Source organism: Williamsia sp. z34 (assembly GCF_059553395.1).
In genome coordinates this window covers 87,625-103,558 of record NZ_JCANWW010000003.1, presented here as the reverse complement: position 1 = coordinate 103,558, position 15,934 = coordinate 87,625, and the positions used below count along the sequence as shown (strand labels likewise).

General features: G+C 64.9%; 15 protein-coding genes. 7 read left to right on the top strand and 8 right to left on the bottom strand.

Annotated features, from left to right (window positions below):
• Nucleotides 1–115: 115 nt before the first annotated feature.
• Nucleotides 116–1,396 carry an HNH endonuclease signature motif containing protein gene (locus AC51GT_RS09155; protein WP_496328556.1) on the top strand — a complete coding sequence of 427 codons (1,281 nt, stop codon included), beginning with the start codon at nt 116–118 and terminating at the stop codon, nt 1,394–1,396.
• A gap of 167 nt (nt 1,397–1,563) precedes the next feature.
• Nucleotides 1,564–2,049: a PPOX class F420-dependent oxidoreductase gene (locus AC51GT_RS09150; RefSeq protein WP_496328555.1), complete on the top strand. Its 486-nt coding sequence runs from the start codon at nt 1,564–1,566 to the stop codon at nt 2,047–2,049.
• On the opposite strand, the gene AC51GT_RS09145 is transcribed toward AC51GT_RS09150, so the two are convergent.
• From AC51GT_RS09145 to AC51GT_RS09135, 3 genes are all read right to left on the bottom strand, one after another.
• Nucleotides 2,037–2,792, bottom strand: a complete 756-nt coding sequence (locus AC51GT_RS09145) for a DUF429 domain-containing protein (protein WP_496328554.1) — start codon at nt 2,790–2,792, stop codon at nt 2,037–2,039. The genes AC51GT_RS09150 and AC51GT_RS09145 overlap by 13 nt on opposite strands.
• Nucleotides 2,793–2,797: 5 nt before the next feature.
• Nucleotides 2,798–3,187, bottom strand: a complete 390-nt coding sequence (locus AC51GT_RS09140; RefSeq protein WP_496324197.1) for a carboxymuconolactone decarboxylase family protein — start codon at nt 3,185–3,187, stop codon at nt 2,798–2,800.
• 72 nt (nt 3,188–3,259) lie between these two features.
• Nucleotides 3,260–4,504 (bottom strand): citrate synthase, encoded by a 1,245-nt coding sequence (locus AC51GT_RS09135; RefSeq protein WP_496328553.1) that lies wholly within the window; start codon nt 4,502–4,504, stop codon nt 3,260–3,262.
• Nucleotides 4,505–4,604: 100 nt separating this feature from the next.
• On the opposite strand from AC51GT_RS09135, the gene AC51GT_RS09130 reads away from it, so the two are divergent.
• Complete coding sequence (locus AC51GT_RS09130; RefSeq protein WP_496328552.1) at nt 4,605–5,729, top strand: citrate/2-methylcitrate synthase; 1,125 nt, start codon at nt 4,605–4,607, stop codon at nt 5,727–5,729.
• A gap of 90 nt (nt 5,730–5,819) precedes the next feature.
• Here AC51GT_RS09130 and AC51GT_RS09125 read toward each other — a convergent pair whose 3' ends face one another.
• The 3 genes from AC51GT_RS09125 to AC51GT_RS09115 all read right to left on the bottom strand — a co-directional run bounded on the left by AC51GT_RS09125 (nt 5,820) and on the right by AC51GT_RS09115 (nt 7,861).
• On the bottom strand, nt 5,820–6,251 hold the full coding sequence (locus AC51GT_RS09125; protein WP_496324194.1) for a DoxX family protein: 432 nt from the start codon (nt 6,249–6,251) through the stop codon (nt 5,820–5,822).
• A 159-nt stretch (nt 6,252–6,410) separates the two neighbouring features.
• The gene (locus AC51GT_RS09120; protein ID WP_496328551.1) at nt 6,411–7,370 is read right to left on the bottom strand and encodes an esterase/lipase family protein; all 960 of its coding nucleotides are present in this window, start codon (nt 7,368–7,370) and stop codon (nt 6,411–6,413) included.
• A gap of 113 nt (nt 7,371–7,483) precedes the next feature.
• Complete coding sequence (locus AC51GT_RS09115; RefSeq protein ID WP_496324192.1) at nt 7,484–7,861, bottom strand: winged helix-turn-helix transcriptional regulator; 378 nt, start codon at nt 7,859–7,861, stop codon at nt 7,484–7,486.
• A gap of 111 nt (nt 7,862–7,972) precedes the next feature.
• Between AC51GT_RS09115 and AC51GT_RS09110 the strand changes: the two genes are divergently transcribed.
• Nucleotides 7,973–8,833 (top strand): SDR family oxidoreductase, encoded by an 861-nt coding sequence (locus AC51GT_RS09110; RefSeq protein WP_496328550.1) that lies wholly within the window; start codon nt 7,973–7,975, stop codon nt 8,831–8,833.
• 83 nt (nt 8,834–8,916) lie between these two features.
• On the top strand, nt 8,917–9,564 hold the full coding sequence (locus AC51GT_RS09105) for a dihydrofolate reductase family protein (RefSeq protein ID WP_496328549.1): 648 nt from the start codon (nt 8,917–8,919) through the stop codon (nt 9,562–9,564).
• Nucleotides 9,565–9,592: 28 nt separating this feature from the next.
• On the opposite strand, the gene AC51GT_RS09100 is transcribed toward AC51GT_RS09105, so the two are convergent.
• Complete coding sequence (locus AC51GT_RS09100) at nt 9,593–10,336, bottom strand: SWIM zinc finger family protein (protein WP_496328548.1); 744 nt, start codon at nt 10,334–10,336, stop codon at nt 9,593–9,595.
• Entirely contained in the window at nt 10,333–13,233 is a 2,901-nt protein-coding gene (locus AC51GT_RS09095; protein ID WP_496328547.1) for a DEAD/DEAH box helicase, read from the bottom strand. Before AC51GT_RS09095 ends, AC51GT_RS09100 begins: the two co-directional genes overlap by 4 nt.
• Nucleotides 13,234–13,342: 109 nt before the next feature.
• On the opposite strand from AC51GT_RS09095, the gene AC51GT_RS09090 reads away from it, so the two are divergent.
• Both AC51GT_RS09090 and AC51GT_RS09085 read left to right on the top strand, forming a co-directional pair.
• On the top strand, nt 13,343–14,095 hold the full coding sequence (locus AC51GT_RS09090; RefSeq protein ID WP_496324187.1) for an isocitrate lyase/PEP mutase family protein: 753 nt from the start codon (nt 13,343–13,345) through the stop codon (nt 14,093–14,095).
• Between the two features lie 114 nt (nt 14,096–14,209).
• Nucleotides 14,210–15,928, top strand: coding sequence for a cation:proton antiporter (locus AC51GT_RS09085; protein WP_496324186.1), 1,719 nt, complete (start codon nt 14,210–14,212; stop codon nt 15,926–15,928).
• The last annotated feature ends 6 nt before the right edge of the window (nt 15,929–15,934 follow it).

The following is a 15,934-nucleotide window of genomic DNA, read 5'->3' as shown; positions in this document are numbered from 1 at the left end:
CCCCCGCGATATGCTTCAGGGCTTTTCTTACTGAGCAAACGAAAAAGATTGTGGGACAACAAGATCAACCTCTAGAACACTTGTGCGAATGGAATTCGGCGAGTAATATTGGGCCATGGACTTCGGGGGAATGTTCGCCAGAATCTCAGATCTGGCAGGGGATGCAGCTCTGGTCGCCGGTGATGATGCGCAGGTTTCATCACACACGGTGGCGGTTATACGACTCAATCACGTTGTGGAACAGATACTTTTCCGGCTGGTCGGCGAAGTCGACAAGCGTGGGTTGGCGCAGAAGAAAGGTGCGGGGTCCACAGCCAAGCTGTTACGGGACGCCGGTATGGCACCGACAGTGGCACACCGGTATGTGCGAGTAGGTAAGGCGCTCAGTGAGATTCCGTCGATTGCTGGTTATGGAATCGACGGACAACTATCCGGTGAGCATGTGGATGCGATTGTGAAGGGCCTCCATCACATTGAACGTCGCAATCCAGACCTCCCCGATGCTGACCGATCTGACTGTGAGCGCGGACTACTGACCGAGGCGTTGATGGGCACACCTGCGGCGGTATCGGTGCGGGCACGGCATATGGCGTTGGTGTTATCGCCGCCCGACAAAGAAATCCCCGACGCGGAAAACCACGACCTGAACGAGTTGTCATTCGGGACCGGTGATGACGGCCGCACCCGCGGCACCCTGGATCTGGATAGTCTGCTCGGCGAGAAGCTGGCGGTGGCACTCGATCCACTGTGCACACCAGTGCCTGAACCCGACGGCTCGCCGGATCCACGGAGCACAGGCCAGATCCGGGCTGATGCGCTGGAACGATTGCTGGATTCGTATTTTGATCAGGAAGACCGACCCACCCGGGGCGGGTCGAAACCACATGTCACGGTGACCGTCTCACCCGAACATCTACAACACTTGCAGCTGCGCAGCATCCCGGGTGCCACACCGCCGGCCATGGCGCCGAAGTTCGAATGGACCGGACCAGCCTCAGCACCCACAGCGCAGATGGTGGCGTGTGATTCGGTGATCACCAAAATCCTGCTCGACAACAACTCGGTGCCACTCGATGTCGGCCGCGACCAACGCACCGTCACTCCAGCGATCCGCAAAGCGTTGATCGCCCGCGATCAAGGTTGTGCATTCCCGGGCTGCGGCTGCGCCGCGGTCTATACAGATGCCCATCACATCGACTTCTGGCGCAACGGCGGCACCACCAGCCTGACCAACATGGTGCTGCTCTGCCGGCGACACCACCGCTACATCCACCATCAGGGCTGGACGGTGCTCATCGGCCACGACGGGCATCCCTGGTTCCTCGCACCCGGCAGCGCCACCGAACTGCGGTCTCATGCCCGCCGCACCCTGACTTCCGACCTCACCGCCGCATAAGACCGCGAGAGACTGAACCGCAAGACTGAGCAACACAGCACAACCTGTGTCCTGCAGGATCCTTGACAATTTCACAGTGTGAGCCGCCGGTGCGACTGGACGGTGCCACCTCGATCTCAGACGTTGACGTGAGGTCAGGTTGGCGCGAAAGTCAGTACTCTGGGTGAATGGCCAGAACCATTGCAACCAACAACCACGTAGCGCTTGCTGAACTGCTCGACTTCGTTCGTCCGAGACACAAGATGCTGCTCAGTACGGTTCGTGCAGACGGAACGCCGCAGTTGTCGCCGGTCAGCGGTGGCGTCGATCCGCAGGGCCGCATCGTCATTGCCACCTATCCGGGACGGGCGAAGACGAAGAACATCAAACGGAATCCGGCGGTCAGCGTCTGTGTGTTGTCGGACGAGTGGAATGCGGCGTGGGTGCAGGTCGACGGCACGGCCGAGGTGCTGGACATGCCGGAGGCCGAGGACGCGCTGGTCGACTACTTCCGCAGCATCGCCGGTGAACATTCGGACTGGGACGAATACCGCGCCGCGATGAGGTTGCAGAACAAATCGCTCATCCGGATCACACCTACGCGGTGGGGTCCGGTGGCCACCGGCGGATTCCCCGCTGACATCGCCACGAAACTGGACGCTCAGGACGGTTGAGTGGCCAGCGCCGCGAGTGGCGCGCGCGGCACATGGATCCAGCCCTCACGCTCGGCGATGGCCGCATGCTCGGCATCGGGCAACACGGTCAGGCCGAGGGCTGCGGCCCGGGCGATGAGTGCGGTGATCACCGCGTCGAAAACGTCATCGCTGGTGGTGCACAGCGTTCGATAAGGACCCAGGTCCAGCCATGGCGCCTGGGTTTCGAGCCCCTCGACCAAGGCGGCAAGCGTCTCGAGTTGCGGGCGGCCCTTGTATCGGTTGTGGCGCAATTCCCAGATCTTCAGTGCCGCAGCGGGATAGGCTTCCACGGCGGTGCCGTTGATTCGGCTCGCATCGAAGTCCGGGCCATCGAGTTGTGCGAGCAGCCGAACCGCGCGTAGTGCCACGTAGGCGATGCGATCGGCGGAGACGCTCAGTGGGATCAAACCTGTTGTGGCGCGAACCCATTCGTCGGTTCTCCTGGCGACAAACCGGGTCACGCCGGGTTCGGCGAACAGTGATCGTTGTCGAGGGACATCCCCGCTGTGATGGGCGGACACCACGTCGACAAACGCATCGGGCCAGCCGAACGGGGCATCGATACCCACCTTGTCGGCTACGGGTACGGCCGTGAGGATGTCCGCGTCGGTGACCGGCATTTGTACGGCGGTGAGAACTGCTCCGCCACCGGACCACTCGAGAGTCGCCATCGCCGTCCGAACCGGTTGGGACGCAAGGTCGATTCCCAGTGTCCGCATCATCCGGCTCAGTCGTCGGGTGTGGCGTCGAATACTTCCTGGACCACGGCCATTGCCGACAACGCGGCCGGTGCGCCGCAGTATCCGCTGCAATGGATGACGGCCTCAGTGATCTCGGTGCGGGACAGCCCGTTCTTCAATCCGCCGCGGACGTGGCCGGCCAGCTCGCCGTGCGCTCGCAGTGCGGTGAGCAGTCCGATGTTCAGCAGGCTGCGGTCGCGCCGTTCGAGTCCGGGCCGAGACCAGATGCCGCCCCAGACGAGGTCGGTGACCGCGCTCTGGATCGCCTCGGATTCGGTGCCCTCGGTACGGGCCAGGGCGCGGTCGACGTACTCGTCACCCATCACCTCCCGGCGGATCTGCATGCCCGGTTCGAAACGGGAGTTCTCGGTGGTCATGGTGCTCCTTGCCGGGTCGATCTTTCAAGGTCGAACGGGTGCTCGCGCAGCCAATCCTGCCATGCCGGCGCCTCACGGCCGGATGCCCACGTAGACGCCCTCGGGGCGGAATCGCAGTCGTGGTTCGTTGTACTCCTCGAGCGCGTGCGCCACCCACCCGGCGATCCGGGCCAGGGCGAAGATCGTCTCGGCGGCGTCCGGTGCCATGTCATAGCGCAGAGCCAGTGCGCCCAGTGCCATGTCGGAGTTCATGAATCCGGCACCCGATACGGCCAGCATCGGTCGCAGCTCGGCGATGGTGGGCATGACCTTGCGGTTTCCGCCTGGTGCCGACTCGAGTGCGGTCAGCAGGGTCTCCCCGCGCGGGTCCTGCTCGCGGTAGACCACGTGGCCGCAGCCGGGAACGGTGCCCGATGCCTGCAGTTCCATCGACAGGGCCGTGGCCGCGTCGGCGGTGGCTGCCCGGAGGAACCGGTGGGCCAGCGTGGCGGCTCCGCCGTGCAACGACCCGTCGAGGGCGCCGAGACCCGAGGTGATCACCGAATAGATGCTGGCGCGGGAACTGGCGGCCACCCGGGCGGCCACGGTACTCGAGGTCAGGTCGTGGTCGGCGAGCAACACCAGGGCCATGTTCAGCAGCCGAACCCGCGCTCGGGTGGCCGCGATGGTGGTCAGTCTCGGCCAGAGCCGTGCCGCCAGGGAGTCGTCGATCGGCGGTGTGTCCGTCAATGGCGGGAGCGCGGCAATGCTGTTGGCCAGGATGGCGGCCGCACGTGCGCAGACCGCGTCCGTCGAGATCTGATGGCGTAGCGCATCCCGTGAACCGAGTACGTCGATGACCAGTTTGACGGTGTCGACACCGCGGCCGGTCGGAGTCTGCAACGCGGATATCTGGCGGAAAACCTTGGCGGGCAGGAGCTTCGCGTCCCAGTCAATGTTGTGGTCCCACAGCAGTTCCGCGACGGCCTCGAATCTGGTGTTGTCCGCGAGCATGGCCGCATCCCGGCCCCGGTAGTACAACCGATCGTTGTCGAGAAGTGTTATCTGCGTGCGTATCCGCTCGACGACTCCGGCGGGTGGACGGGTGGCGGACCGGCGGGCGACCGCGTCGACCTCGGCGACGGCGAACACACTCCCACGGACACCGTCGATGCGGGCACTGGTCAAGGTGCCGCGACTGGCGTAGGCGTAGACCGTCTGCGTCTTGACGCCGAGGATGCGGGCCACCTGCACGGTGGTCAGATAGTCGCGGCCGTCGTGACGCAATGGGGTGGGCCAGCGTCGGCGATGTCCGGTGCGCCGGGATTCGGCAGTCATCGTCGGGACCTCCATGTTGATTCGATCAACATTGACACAGATCAATATCGAGCCGAATGTTGCTGTACCAGAAGAACACAAAAGACGATCGGAGGCATCGATGTCCGTCATTGTTGCGCCACCCGGATTGAGTAATGTCGTCGTGACCGACACCCGCGTCGGAGATGTCCGTGGTGACGAGGGCTTTTATCAGTATCGGCAGTACTCGGCCATCGAACTGGCTCGAACCAAATCGTTCGAAGAGGTTTGGTACCTGTTTGTCCATGGCCGGCTTCCGGATTCGTCCGAACTCGCTGAGTTTGTGGTGCTCACCCGATCATTGCGGGCAATACCGGACGAGTTGGGGTCGCTGTTGCGGACCGTTGCACTTGCCGGCACCGAGCGTCAACTCCTCGCCGGGCTCCGGACGGTGCTCTCTGCGCTTGCCGCGACACACCAGATCGCGCCGCTGTGGGACAGCGGTCCCGACCAGCGCATCGCCGACTCGCTGGTGGTCACGGCGGTGACGCCCACGATTCTGGCGGCCCTGTACCGGATTCGGTCCGGTGAGGATCCCGTCGAACCGCGCGGTGATCTGTCGGTGTCGCAGAACTGGTTGTACAGCCTGACCGGTGTGGAGCCGACGCCCAGCGCTGCCCGCGCGGTGGAGCAGTACATGATCGCGACCATCGACCACGGTTTCAATGCGTCGACCTTCACCGGCCGGGTGATCGCTTCCACCGGCGCCGATGTGATCTCGGCCGTGTGCGGTGCGATCGGCGCATTCTCCGGACCGCTACACGGCGGGGCGCCCGATCGTGCGCTCGACGCGCTGGACGAAATCCGCGAGATGGGTGACGCAACAGACTGGGCCCGAACCCAACTCGCGCACCGCAGTCGCATCATGGGTTTCGGACACGCCGTCTACCGGACGGTCGATCCACGGTCGGAGATGTTGCGGGACATCGCGTTGTCGCTCGGTGGTCCGCTGGTCGATTTTGCGGTCCAGGTCGAAAAAGATGTGGTCGCGGTGCTGGCCGATGCGTACCCCGACCGGAACCTCTACGCGAATGTGGAGTTCTATGCCGGGGTCGTGATGGACCGCTGCGGTGTGCCCAGGGAGATGTTCACCCCCACGTTTGCCGTCAGCCGGGTCGTCGGCTGGTGTGCGAATATCCTCGAGCAGGCGCAGGACCGGAAGATCATCCGCCCCATCGCCCGCTATGTCGGGCCCCCGGTCGCCTGACCCGTCGACCGTGCCGAAATCGCCGTCGACCGTGCCGAAATCGCAGGCGCTGTCGCTCAGCGCTGCGATAGTCGGCGGTCGAACGAACGGTCATCGTGGGGTGAAGGGCATGACCGAGCGAACGGTACTGCTACGCAACCAGAGTCCTGCCCAGATGACGACTCCGACGCCAATGGGAACGAAGGCCCCCGCGGCAAACTCTTCCTCGGACACCATCAGCGCGGTGACGGCGCCACCGAGGTAACCGGTCAGCAGAACCGCGCCGAGGATCGAAGTCCTCGGAAATAGGTACAGCGCAACGCATCCGAGCAGGACGAGGCCCATTGTCGTGGCGTCGCCATCGGTGAATCCGAGGTCGTAGGTTGCTTCTTTGACGCTTTCGGGCATCGTCAGGTGCGATACGGCGTCGAAAAGCAGGAGCGCGGAGGCGACTCCGGTGATGACCCAACCGGCGATCTGGGCCCGGCGGCCGGGTGAGGATGTGTTGGGCGTTGCGGTGGTGGGACGCGCGCTGGTGGTCATGGCTACTCCTGGGTTGGTGGGTCGTTGCTAGTGAGACCACCGACGTCGGAAGAAGTAATCGAAATGAGTGAATCGCCTGCTCAGGAGGGTAACTTCGGCACGCTCGACGGTCGTTTCGGCACGCTCGACGGTCGGTTCGGCACGCTCGACGGCGTGGGGTCAGGAGGAGCCGGTGAACGGGGCGGCGAACCAGCAGCCGACGGGTTGCTGGTTCGCCGGGTCGAGCGCGTTGAGGACAAAGGTGGCGGCACGGCGTGACCCGGCGATGCCGGCGTGTTCGGAGTAATCTTGCGAACAACCGTCCTGCACAACGATGTTGGTCGAATTGGCGGCAACGAGGTTTCCGCTTGTGTACGGCACCACCAGTTCGTCGTACCGCGTCATGATGTTGGTGTAGGTGACGTCTGGATCGAGGATGCCGCCGGCCTGGAGTGTGCGCATCATGTCTGAACCCTTGACCATCTGCAGGCAGGCGCCACACAGCGCGCCGATGGTGATCTCCTGAAACCATTCGAGCCCAAGCAATTTGATGTACATGTCCAATTCACTTGCGGCTGCAACGGTGGTCCCGTTCCAGAGCGGGGCCAACGAGACGTATTTGTCGACCTTGCCGGCGCCGCCGAGGAACTTGAGCCAATACGTCGGCATCAGGGTGCCCTGGGAGTGCCCCACGATGTCGATCTTCTCGGCACCGGTCGCCGACAGCACGCGGTCGACGAAGGTGGCCAGCTCGGCGGCGCTGTCCTCGATCCGGTCGAGCCCACCGATGGCGCTGAGCGGCCACGGCACCCCCGCAAGGTTTCCGTAGTTGAGCGCGAATACGCAGTAACCGTTGTTGGCGAGCAGCGGTACGTACGTGCCCCAGTTCGTCTGGGCTCCGCCGCCGGTGCCGTGGACCAGCACGACCGGCCGCGGGTGTTCGGGCGAGGGTTTGCAGTTCCAGTCGTTGCTGCCGGGCAGCGATCCGCCGGGGTTCGCGAACTCCTCGGGGATGCCCGAAAAGAAGTTGTAGGTCACCGGAAGTGGGTCCTGAGCGGCGGCGGGCCCGGATCCGAGCCCGGTGAAGAGCGCGACCATGGCGGCGATGAACATGACCCCGACAACGCGTGCGTACCGCATTCCGACCCCCGCAGGTCAATACATACCGGTTGTTGGGATGAAAGTAGCCCCAGGTTCGTCGTCGGGGAGGGTGTTTTCGGCTCTGATCACAACCCGTGATCGGATCGAGTTGTTCAGCGCCGGTCGTAGTCCCGTTGTGCTTCGAGGACCGTGGGCATGTTCACCTGAACCAGGTCGATGAGCCCCTGCAGTTGGTCGGCGATCTTGCGTCCGAGCGGGGTGAGGTTGTACTCGACCTTGGGCGGAATCGCTTCGAGCACAGTCCGGGTCAGCATCCCGTCGCGCTCGAGGTTCTGTAGCGTCTGCGACAACATCTTTTCGCTGACACCGTCAACGCGTCGTCGCAGCGCGTTGAATCGATAGTTGCCCTCACGTAGCGCGATCAGCACGAGGGTGCCCCAGCGTCCGGTGACGGTCTGCACCGTCTCTCGCGAACTGCAGTCGCGCGCGAACACGTCTGACTCGAGCGAGCGGTTGCCTATTTCGGTCACCCCTCCACGATAACGCACCACTGACCTGGTCGCTTACGGTTCCTATGGCACTAACTATTAGTTAGTGCATACTGGGTGCGAAAGGGGTACGCCGACGAAATGGAGCAGAACATGACCACAGCAGTAACCGGAGCAACGGGGCACCTGGGGGCCCACGTGATCGCTGAACTCCTCGAACGCGGTGTCGCACCGTCCGAGATCGTGGCCGTTGTGCGCAACGCCGGCAAGGCGGCAGACCTCGCGGCCAAGGGTGTGCAGGTGCGGGTTGCCGATTACTCGGATCCGGCCGCACTTCGGGCGGCGTTCGACGGGGTCGACAAGCTGCTACTGATCTCCGGGTCCGAGGTCGGACAGCGGATCGCGCAGCACACCAATGTGATCGAGGCCGCCGAACTCGCCGGGGTACAGCTGATCGCCTATACGAGCATCCTCAAGGCCGATACCAGCGGGACTGCGATGGCACCAGAACACCTGGCCACCGAACAGCGGTTGTCCGCATCGTCGGTGCCGTCGGTCTTCCTGCGCAACGGTTGGTATTGGGAGAACTACTATGCCGCGATTCCCCAGGCCATCGAGTTCGGCAAGCTCTTCGGCGCCGCCGGAGAAGGCCGGGTCGCGGCCGCCACCCGCACCGACTACGCCGCTGCCGCTGCCGCTGTGATCACGTCCGACGAGGATCAGACCGGCAAGATCTACGAACTGGGCGGCAGCGACCGCATCACCTACGCAGAGTTTGCCCAGGTCATCAGTGACGTGTCGGGCAAGCCCGTCGAATATCAGGACCTGTCCGAGGCCGACTACGCTGCCATGTTGGTCGGTGCCGGGATACCCGAGCAGTACGTGGCGATCATCGCCGGCTCGGACGCGGCCATCGCACGCGGTGAACTCGACACCGAATCCGGTGATCTGCAGGCGCTGATCGGCCGTCCGTCCACGCCGGTTGCCGACGCGATCAGACCGGCCCTCGGTTAGTTTCCCGGAACCCGATGAATTCGGTCGGCACCCACGGTCTGTCTTGTGTACGGTTCGCACAGACAGATGAGAGGTCGACGAATATGTCGCAGCTGGTCCGGGTTCAGAACTTCGGCGTGTCCTTGGACGGAATAGGCGCAGGTGAGAACCAGAGCGTCGATCAGCCATTCGGCGACGGTGTCGACCCCAGGGATCTGCACGCGTGGGCCATTGCCACCGCCGGTTTTCCCGGTCGCACCGACCTCGGGGGTACTCGTGGCCTCGACGACTACCTGGTACGTGACTTCGAGCGCAACATCGGCGCCGAGATCATGGGACGCAACAAGTTCGGACCGCAGCGGGGGCCGTGGGAGGACCACGAATGGCAAGGATGGTGGGGCGATACGCCGCCCTTCGGTACCCCGGTGTTCGTTCTGACCCATCACGAGCGTCCGTCGTTCACGCTGGCCGACACCACCTTTCACTTCATCGATGCATCGCCGGCCGAAGCCTTGGCTGAGGCCAAGGCGGCTGCGGACGGCAAGGACGTCCGCATCGGGGGTGGGGTGAGCACCGTCCGCGAGTTCCTCGACGCCGATCTCATCGACACGATGCACGTCGCGGTCTCACCGATCACGATCGGGCAGGGCCTGCGCCTGTGGGACGGCCCGCAAGAACTCGAGGACCGGTTCTTCATCGAATCCGTGCCCAGCGCAAGCGGAGTGACCCACCATCTGCTGTGGCGCCGATAGGCCCATCTGTTCTGGCGCCGGCCGGCGATCAGCGCACGATGCGCGCGTACAGTTCGGCCAGCTCGTCGACGGCCTGGGCCACATCCATGGCCGCCGCCCCTGACCGGCGCAGCGCCGCCGACAGCTCGGTGGTGTCGAGTTCGGACAGCACGTCGATCTGGGGTGGATGTGGCAACGCGGGCATCTGCCTGCCGTCGCCGTAGAAGTCGACCTCGGTCATCGCCGGCGCCGGTTGCGCACTCTCGGCGTCGTCGGCGGGATCATCACGCAGGTGTGCCAGCAGCAGAGCCAGGTCGGAGCCCATCACGGTGAGCAGCGTGGATGGTTCCTTGTCGATGGCCGCGGCCAGTTCGTAGCTCACGGCCAGCAGGTGGATACAGCGATCGGCCGGATCCGGACAGTTGCAATCTACGCGGATGTCGGACGCCTCGGTCGGGATCACCAGTGAGCCAAGGGTTTCGGGTTGCCGCCCGCGCGTGACCGCGACCAGGTCGTCGGTCTTGCCTTGTGCGCGCAGCAATGACAGGACGGTGGCGGGATCTGCCGGTCCGGTGGTGATCGTCACCTCGAACGGGTCGAGCTGGCTACCCTGGACCAATGCCTTCACCTGGCCCGATCGCACCACCAGATCGATGACCACCCGATCACGAAAGTAGGTACGGGCCTTCGTGATCTTGCGTGCCTCGGCAGTTGATTCCACGGTCAGCAGGAAGGCTTTGGACCACGGCGTCAAGCCATAACCACGCTGCGGGGGTTTGGGGGACCGGCTCATTCGCCCACCGCCTCATCGCTCAGCCGCATCAGGTCGTAGAGCTCGTCGTCCGCGGTGTTCGCGAGCCAACTCTCGCCGGTGGACACGGTCAGCTCGGACAGTTCGCGCTTGTCGGCGATGAGTTGGTCGATCCGTTCTTCCAGAGTGCCGACACACACGAACTTGCGCACCTCCACCCGACGCTGTTGACCGATCCGGTAGACGCGATCGGTGGCCTGGTTCTCGACCGCAGGATTCCACCAACGGTCCAGATGCACAACATGATTGGCCGAAGTGAGGTTCAGTCCGGTGCCGCCTGCCTTCAGCGACGCCAGCATGATGGCGGGGCCGTCAGGGTCGGAGAACTCCGCGACCATGGTGTCGCGCGCGGTTCGGCTCAGGCCGCCGTGCAGGAACGAGAACTGTTGGCCGATCCGGTCGGAGAGCCAGGGCTGCAACATCGTCCCGAACGCGGTGAACTGCGTGAACACCAGCGCTCGCTCGCCGTCGGCGACGATGTTCTCGAGGATGTCCGCCAGCAATTCGATCTTGCCGGAACGATGCTCGTTGCGCCGCATGATCGGCGAACCGTCGCCGAGATAGTGGGCTGGATGATTGCAGATCTGCTTGAGCCGGGTCAGTGCCGCGAACACCGTTCTACGACGCTCACTACCGGCCTCCTTGGTCTCGCCTCTGCCCAGCGCTTCCATCAGATCGTCGATGACTGCGCGATACAGCCCGGCCTGTTCGATGGTGAGGTTGGCGCGGACCGTCAGTTCGGCCTTCTCCGGCAGATCGGAGATCACCGTCGGATCCGATTTGACCCGTCGCAGGATGAACGGGGACGTGACGGCGTTCAACCGCTGTACCGCGCGCGGATCACGCTCGCGTTCAATGGCTTCAGCGTATCTGGCCTTGAACATCGAGGCCGTTCCGAGTAGTCCGGGATTGACCAGGTCGATCACCGACCGCAGATCTTCGAGCCGGTTCTCGACCGGGGTACCGGTCAATGCGATGCGATGGCGGGCCTGGATCGAACGCACGGCCTTGGATTGGGCGGTGGCGACATTCTTGATGTGCTGCGCCTCGTCCACCACCAGTCGGTCCCAGGTGTTGGCACTGAGCAACTTTCGATCGCGGGAGGCGATGGCGAACGTGGTGATGACGACATCGGCGGCCAGCGCAGCAGCGGCGAATGGCGCCCCGGTCAGCCGCCCCGGCCCGTGATGGATCAGCACCGACAACTGTGGGGCGAACCGGGCGATTTCCCGTTCCCAGTTGCCGACCACCGACATCGGGCAGATCAGCAGCGTTGTGGCCGGCTGATCTGCCGGGGCGTCAGCGGCCTCACGTTCGCCGCAGATCAACGCCAGGACCTGAATTGTCTTGCCCAGACCCATGTCGTCGGCGAGTACCGCCCCGATACCCAAGGAGCTCAGATGCCGCAGCCATTCCATGCCGCGCTGTTGATACGGCCGGAGTTCGGCGCGCAATGTCTCCGGTGGCGCGAGGAGCGGTGGTGCCATGCGGCCGCGGCGTTTGATCTCGTCGAGCCACGACAAGCCCTCGACCCGGCTGACCGGAACCGGAAGCTTGTCGTCGCCGTCGGTCACGAGGCCGAACAGCTCGCCCATGTCGGCCGGCTGACCCGATTCGGCCAGCGCCTTCTGGGCCTGGATGAAGGCCGCGGTACGAGACAACGCGGCGTTGTCGGCCCGTATCCACTTGCCCCGGACCTTGACGAGGTCGCCTTTCTGGCGGGCCAGGGCGTCCAGCTCGGCAGCGTTCAGCACGTCCTCACCGAGCGCCAATTGCCATTGGAAGTTGCGGATCTCGTCGAACCCGACCACCACTGATCGCTGCGGTGTGCCACCCTCCTGCTTGCCCCGCAAAGTCAGCGTCGGACGGACATGTGCGATGGAACGGGGCAGCAGCACTTCGTATCCGGCGTCGGCGAGTGCTGCGACCCCGGTGTCGAGGAGTTCGAGGACGACATCGGTGGTCAGCAGGAAATCGAGTGAATAGTCGTCGTGGCGAGCGGCCTTCAGGGTCGGGAAAGCCCGGACCGCGCCGGCGACCTCGGTGGTGACCTGATCGATCTCGTGGGCGTCGAGCCGGCGCAGCTCCACGGGTTCGTCGGGGCGGTCGACGGTCCGGCGGCAGACCTGCAGGCGCCACCGCGTCGGGTCGCCCTCGGTCTCCTCATCACCTTCGTCGGGTTCGTTCAGGCGCAACACCAGGGCGGATTCACCGAGCCGCAATCCGTCGGCCCACTGCGCCCACGCCGACGCCGCGGCCGTCGCCTTGTCCGCGGACATCGGCGGTGCGTCGACATCGGGTAAGAGGGTCCGGACGAATGAGGATCGAACGGCGTCGGCTTTGATGTTCCGGCAACTGGTGCGGCACAGGTGGTCGGTCATCTCACCGCAGAAGTCCATGATCGCGTCGGTGTCACCGTTGGCGAGGATCACCGGTGGTGCAGCGGCGATCGCCGTCGACAACCAGGTGCGCCAGGTGGTGGTGGCCAGTGGTGCCCACCGGACAGTCCATTCGCCGGCCACCCGGTGTACTGCCGGCGTGACCGAACCCGACCGGACGAATCGCTCGGTCGAATCCAGCAGGTAGCGGTAGTAGCGCAGTTCGCCGCCGACGATGTCGTCGGGTTTGATGGCCTCGAGCAGCTCACCCGCGGCCGCTGGTCCGAGCGTCACCGAGGCGACATCGCGCCGTTCATCGGCGCCGGGCCCGGACACCGTGATGGTGCGCCGCAGGGACCGGCCGCCGACAACCGCGTCGAGCGCGGGTGGCAAACCGTCGGGCACATGCTCGGTGCATGGCTGCCCTTCGGCGTCGGTGAACCACAGCGACAGTCCGACCCCGCCGCGCCATAACGCGTGGGCCGCCGCTGTCTGAGTCACCCGTCCATGGTGGCACGCTTGTCGGACAGCCCCGCCATCGAGCGATCCCGCACCGGCTGATCCGCCAAGCCCCGGAATGTCGAGGACAACCGGCGTAGTTGTAGAGGGCATGACGGAACTCGCAAGCAAGGCCGCAACTCTGCTCGAACTCCATCAGCCCGGAAATCCGGTGATCCTGCCGACGGTGTGGGACGCGTGGTCGGCCAACCTCGCCGTCTCCGCGGGTTTCACCGCGCTGACCGTGGGGAGCCATCCGGTGTCGGATTCGATCGGTAAACCCGACAACGAGGGCATCACGTTCACCGAGCTGACCACCCGCATCAAACAGATCACCGACGCGGTCGACGTGCCGATCTCGGTGGACATCGAAGCCGGGTACGGAGAGGACCCCAAACGGCTGATCGACGGACTGCTCGCCGCCGGCGCGGTGGGACTCAACATCGAGGACACCGTCCACAGCGAGGGCGGTCGCCTGCGGGAGGCGCAGGAACACGCCGACTTCGTCGGGGCACTGCGCGCCGCATCCGACGCCACCGACGTCCATGTGGTGATCAATGCGCGCACCGACCTGTTCCTCAAACAGGTCGGAGACGAGGCCGACCGGGTGGACCGGGCGATCGCTCGCCTGAAACTGGCCGCTGACGCCGGGGCCGACGTGCTGTATCCGGTGGGATTTCACGAAGATGCGGTGCAGAAACGGCTGGTCGACGAGCTGCCGCTGCCGGTGAACGCCATCGGGCATCCGGTGAACAACAACAAGGCCGCGTTCGCTGCGCTCGGTGTCGCCCGGGTCAGCTTCGGCCCCCTGTTCCAGATGGTCCTGGCCGTCCGGGCCGACGAAGTCCTCGCCCCCTGGAAGTGATTCGGCCCGGCTGATTCCGCCGAGCGGGCCGAACCGACCGTTGACCGTGCCGAAGCTGCACAGCTTCGGCACGGTCGACGGCGATAAAGGCACGGTCGACGGCAAGGTGTGGATGTGGAACTGACACTGGTCTGCGTACTGGCAGTCATCGCGATCGTGGGCGTGGCGGTGTTCTCGGGACGGCTCGGTGTCGCGGCGCCGTTGTTGCTGGTCATCGCGGGTGTGGGGCTCAGTTTCTTGCCTGGGGTGCCGGACGTGGAGATACCACCGGAACTCATCTTGGCGGGTGTACTGCCGCCGTTGCTCTATTCCGCGGCGGTCAACATGCCGGCCCAAGATTTTCGACGGAACTTCAAGCCGATCACCGCGCTCGCGGTCCTGCTCGTTGTAGTCACCACGCTGGGAACGGGCTGGTTCTTCCACGCGCTGATCCCTGACCTGGGGTGGCCCGCGGCCTTTGCGCTCGGAGCGGTGATCAGCCCGACCGACGCCGTCGCAGCGACCTCGATCGGTAAGAAGCTCGGGCTGCCCTCCCGCGTGGTCGCGGTCCTCGAAGGGGAGGGACTGGTCAACGACGCCTCGGCACTGGTCTTGCTGCGGTCCGCGGTCGCCGCGCTCGGCGGTTCGGTATCGCTCTGGGGTGTGGCCGGCGACTTCGTGTTCGCTGTCGTCGTCGCCGTGGCGATCGGTTTGGTCGTCGGTTATGTCAACGTCCGGGTCCGCGGTCTGCTCGACGACCCGGTCCTGACCACCGCCATCTCGCTGGTCGTGCCGTTCATCGCCTACCTGCCCGCCGAGGAGGCCGGGGCCTCGGGTGTGCTGTCCGTCGTGGTCGCGGGTCTGGTGACCGGGCATCAGGCCTCCCAGCATCTGGGGGCCCAGGACCGGATCGCGGAGGCGATCAACTGGCGGACCCTTGCGTTCCTCCTCGAGGGCGCGGTGTTCCTGTTGATGGGACTCGAGCTCAAGAAATCGATCGACGATGTCCGGGAGAGCTCCTTCAGCACCTGGCATGCGGTCGGGCTCGGACTGCTGGCCGCAGCCATCGTGATCCTGCTGCGGATCGTCTTCGTCGCACCGATGGTCGCGCTGTTGCGCCGCGACACCCGACGGGCCCACGAGTCGATCCCGCGTCTGGGCAAGCTGCGGGCCAGGCTCGACGCCCGCGAGCCCGACGACGTACTCACCGAACGACGGCTCCGCCACCTGCAGACCCGGATGACGAGGGCGTCGGCCGACCTCGCCTTCAAACTCAACGAGACCCTCGGCTGGCGCGGCGGTGTGGTGCTCGGCTGGGCGGGCATGCGCGGCGCCATCACCGTGGCTGCCGCACAGACACTGCCGTCGGACACCCCGCACCGACCCCAGCTGATCCTGATCGCCTTTGTGGTGGCCGCGACAACGCTTCTGCTGCAGGGGTTCACACTGCCTGCGGTGATCCGGATGGCGAAGGTCGCACCCGACGATCAAGGCCGTTTGCGTGGCGAATACGAGCAGCTGGTCGCGGAATTGAGGGAGGCCGCAGTCGAGGCATTGCACGACCCCGCAGTGGTCGGCACCGGTCAGACCAGGGTGCCCGAGGCCGTCATCGAGATGGTCCGCAGCGACAGCATCGTCGGACGCGGACGCATACAGAGCGATACCGAGGTCGAACAACACGGACGCGCGGAGTACTTCCGGGTTCGGATGGCGGTGCTCGCCGCCGAACGAAACGCGCTGCTCCGGGTCCGCAAGCTGGGGGTGTTCAGTTCGCAGGCGCTGACCCACGCGCAACACCTGCTCGACCTCGAAGAGGCCCGGCTCGAACAACTCAACATCGACGAGTCGGAATAGCCCGGG

What these genes read in the sequence shown, in the direction of transcription:
- AC51GT_RS09155 (WP_496328556.1), top strand. Translation starts at nt 116, where the DNA reads ATGGACTTCGGGGGAATGTTCGCCAGAATCTCAGATCTGGCAGGGGAT.
- AC51GT_RS09150 (WP_496328555.1), top strand. Translation starts at nt 1,564, where the DNA reads ATGGCCAGAACCATTGCAACCAACAACCACGTAGCGCTTGCTGAACTG.
- AC51GT_RS09145 (WP_496328554.1), bottom strand. Translation starts at nt 2,792, where the DNA reads ATGATGCGGACACTGGGAATCGACCTTGCGTCCCAACCGGTTCGGACG.
- AC51GT_RS09140 (WP_496324197.1), bottom strand. Translation starts at nt 3,187, where the DNA reads ATGACCACCGAGAACTCCCGTTTCGAACCGGGCATGCAGATCCGCCGG.
- AC51GT_RS09135 (WP_496328553.1), bottom strand. Translation starts at nt 4,504, where the DNA reads ATGACTGCCGAATCCCGGCGCACCGGACATCGCCGACGCTGGCCCACC.
- AC51GT_RS09130 (WP_496328552.1), top strand. Translation starts at nt 4,605, where the DNA reads ATGTCCGTCATTGTTGCGCCACCCGGATTGAGTAATGTCGTCGTGACC.
- AC51GT_RS09125 (WP_496324194.1), bottom strand. Translation starts at nt 6,251, where the DNA reads ATGACCACCAGCGCGCGTCCCACCACCGCAACGCCCAACACATCCTCA.
- AC51GT_RS09120 (WP_496328551.1), bottom strand. Translation starts at nt 7,370, where the DNA reads ATGCGGTACGCACGCGTTGTCGGGGTCATGTTCATCGCCGCCATGGTC.
- AC51GT_RS09110 (WP_496328550.1), top strand. Translation starts at nt 7,973, where the DNA reads ATGACCACAGCAGTAACCGGAGCAACGGGGCACCTGGGGGCCCACGTG.
- AC51GT_RS09105 (WP_496328549.1), top strand. Translation starts at nt 8,917, where the DNA reads ATGTCGCAGCTGGTCCGGGTTCAGAACTTCGGCGTGTCCTTGGACGGA.
- AC51GT_RS09100 (WP_496328548.1), bottom strand. Translation starts at nt 10,336, where the DNA reads ATGAGCCGGTCCCCCAAACCCCCGCAGCGTGGTTATGGCTTGACGCCG.
- AC51GT_RS09090 (WP_496324187.1), top strand. Translation starts at nt 13,343, where the DNA reads ATGACGGAACTCGCAAGCAAGGCCGCAACTCTGCTCGAACTCCATCAG.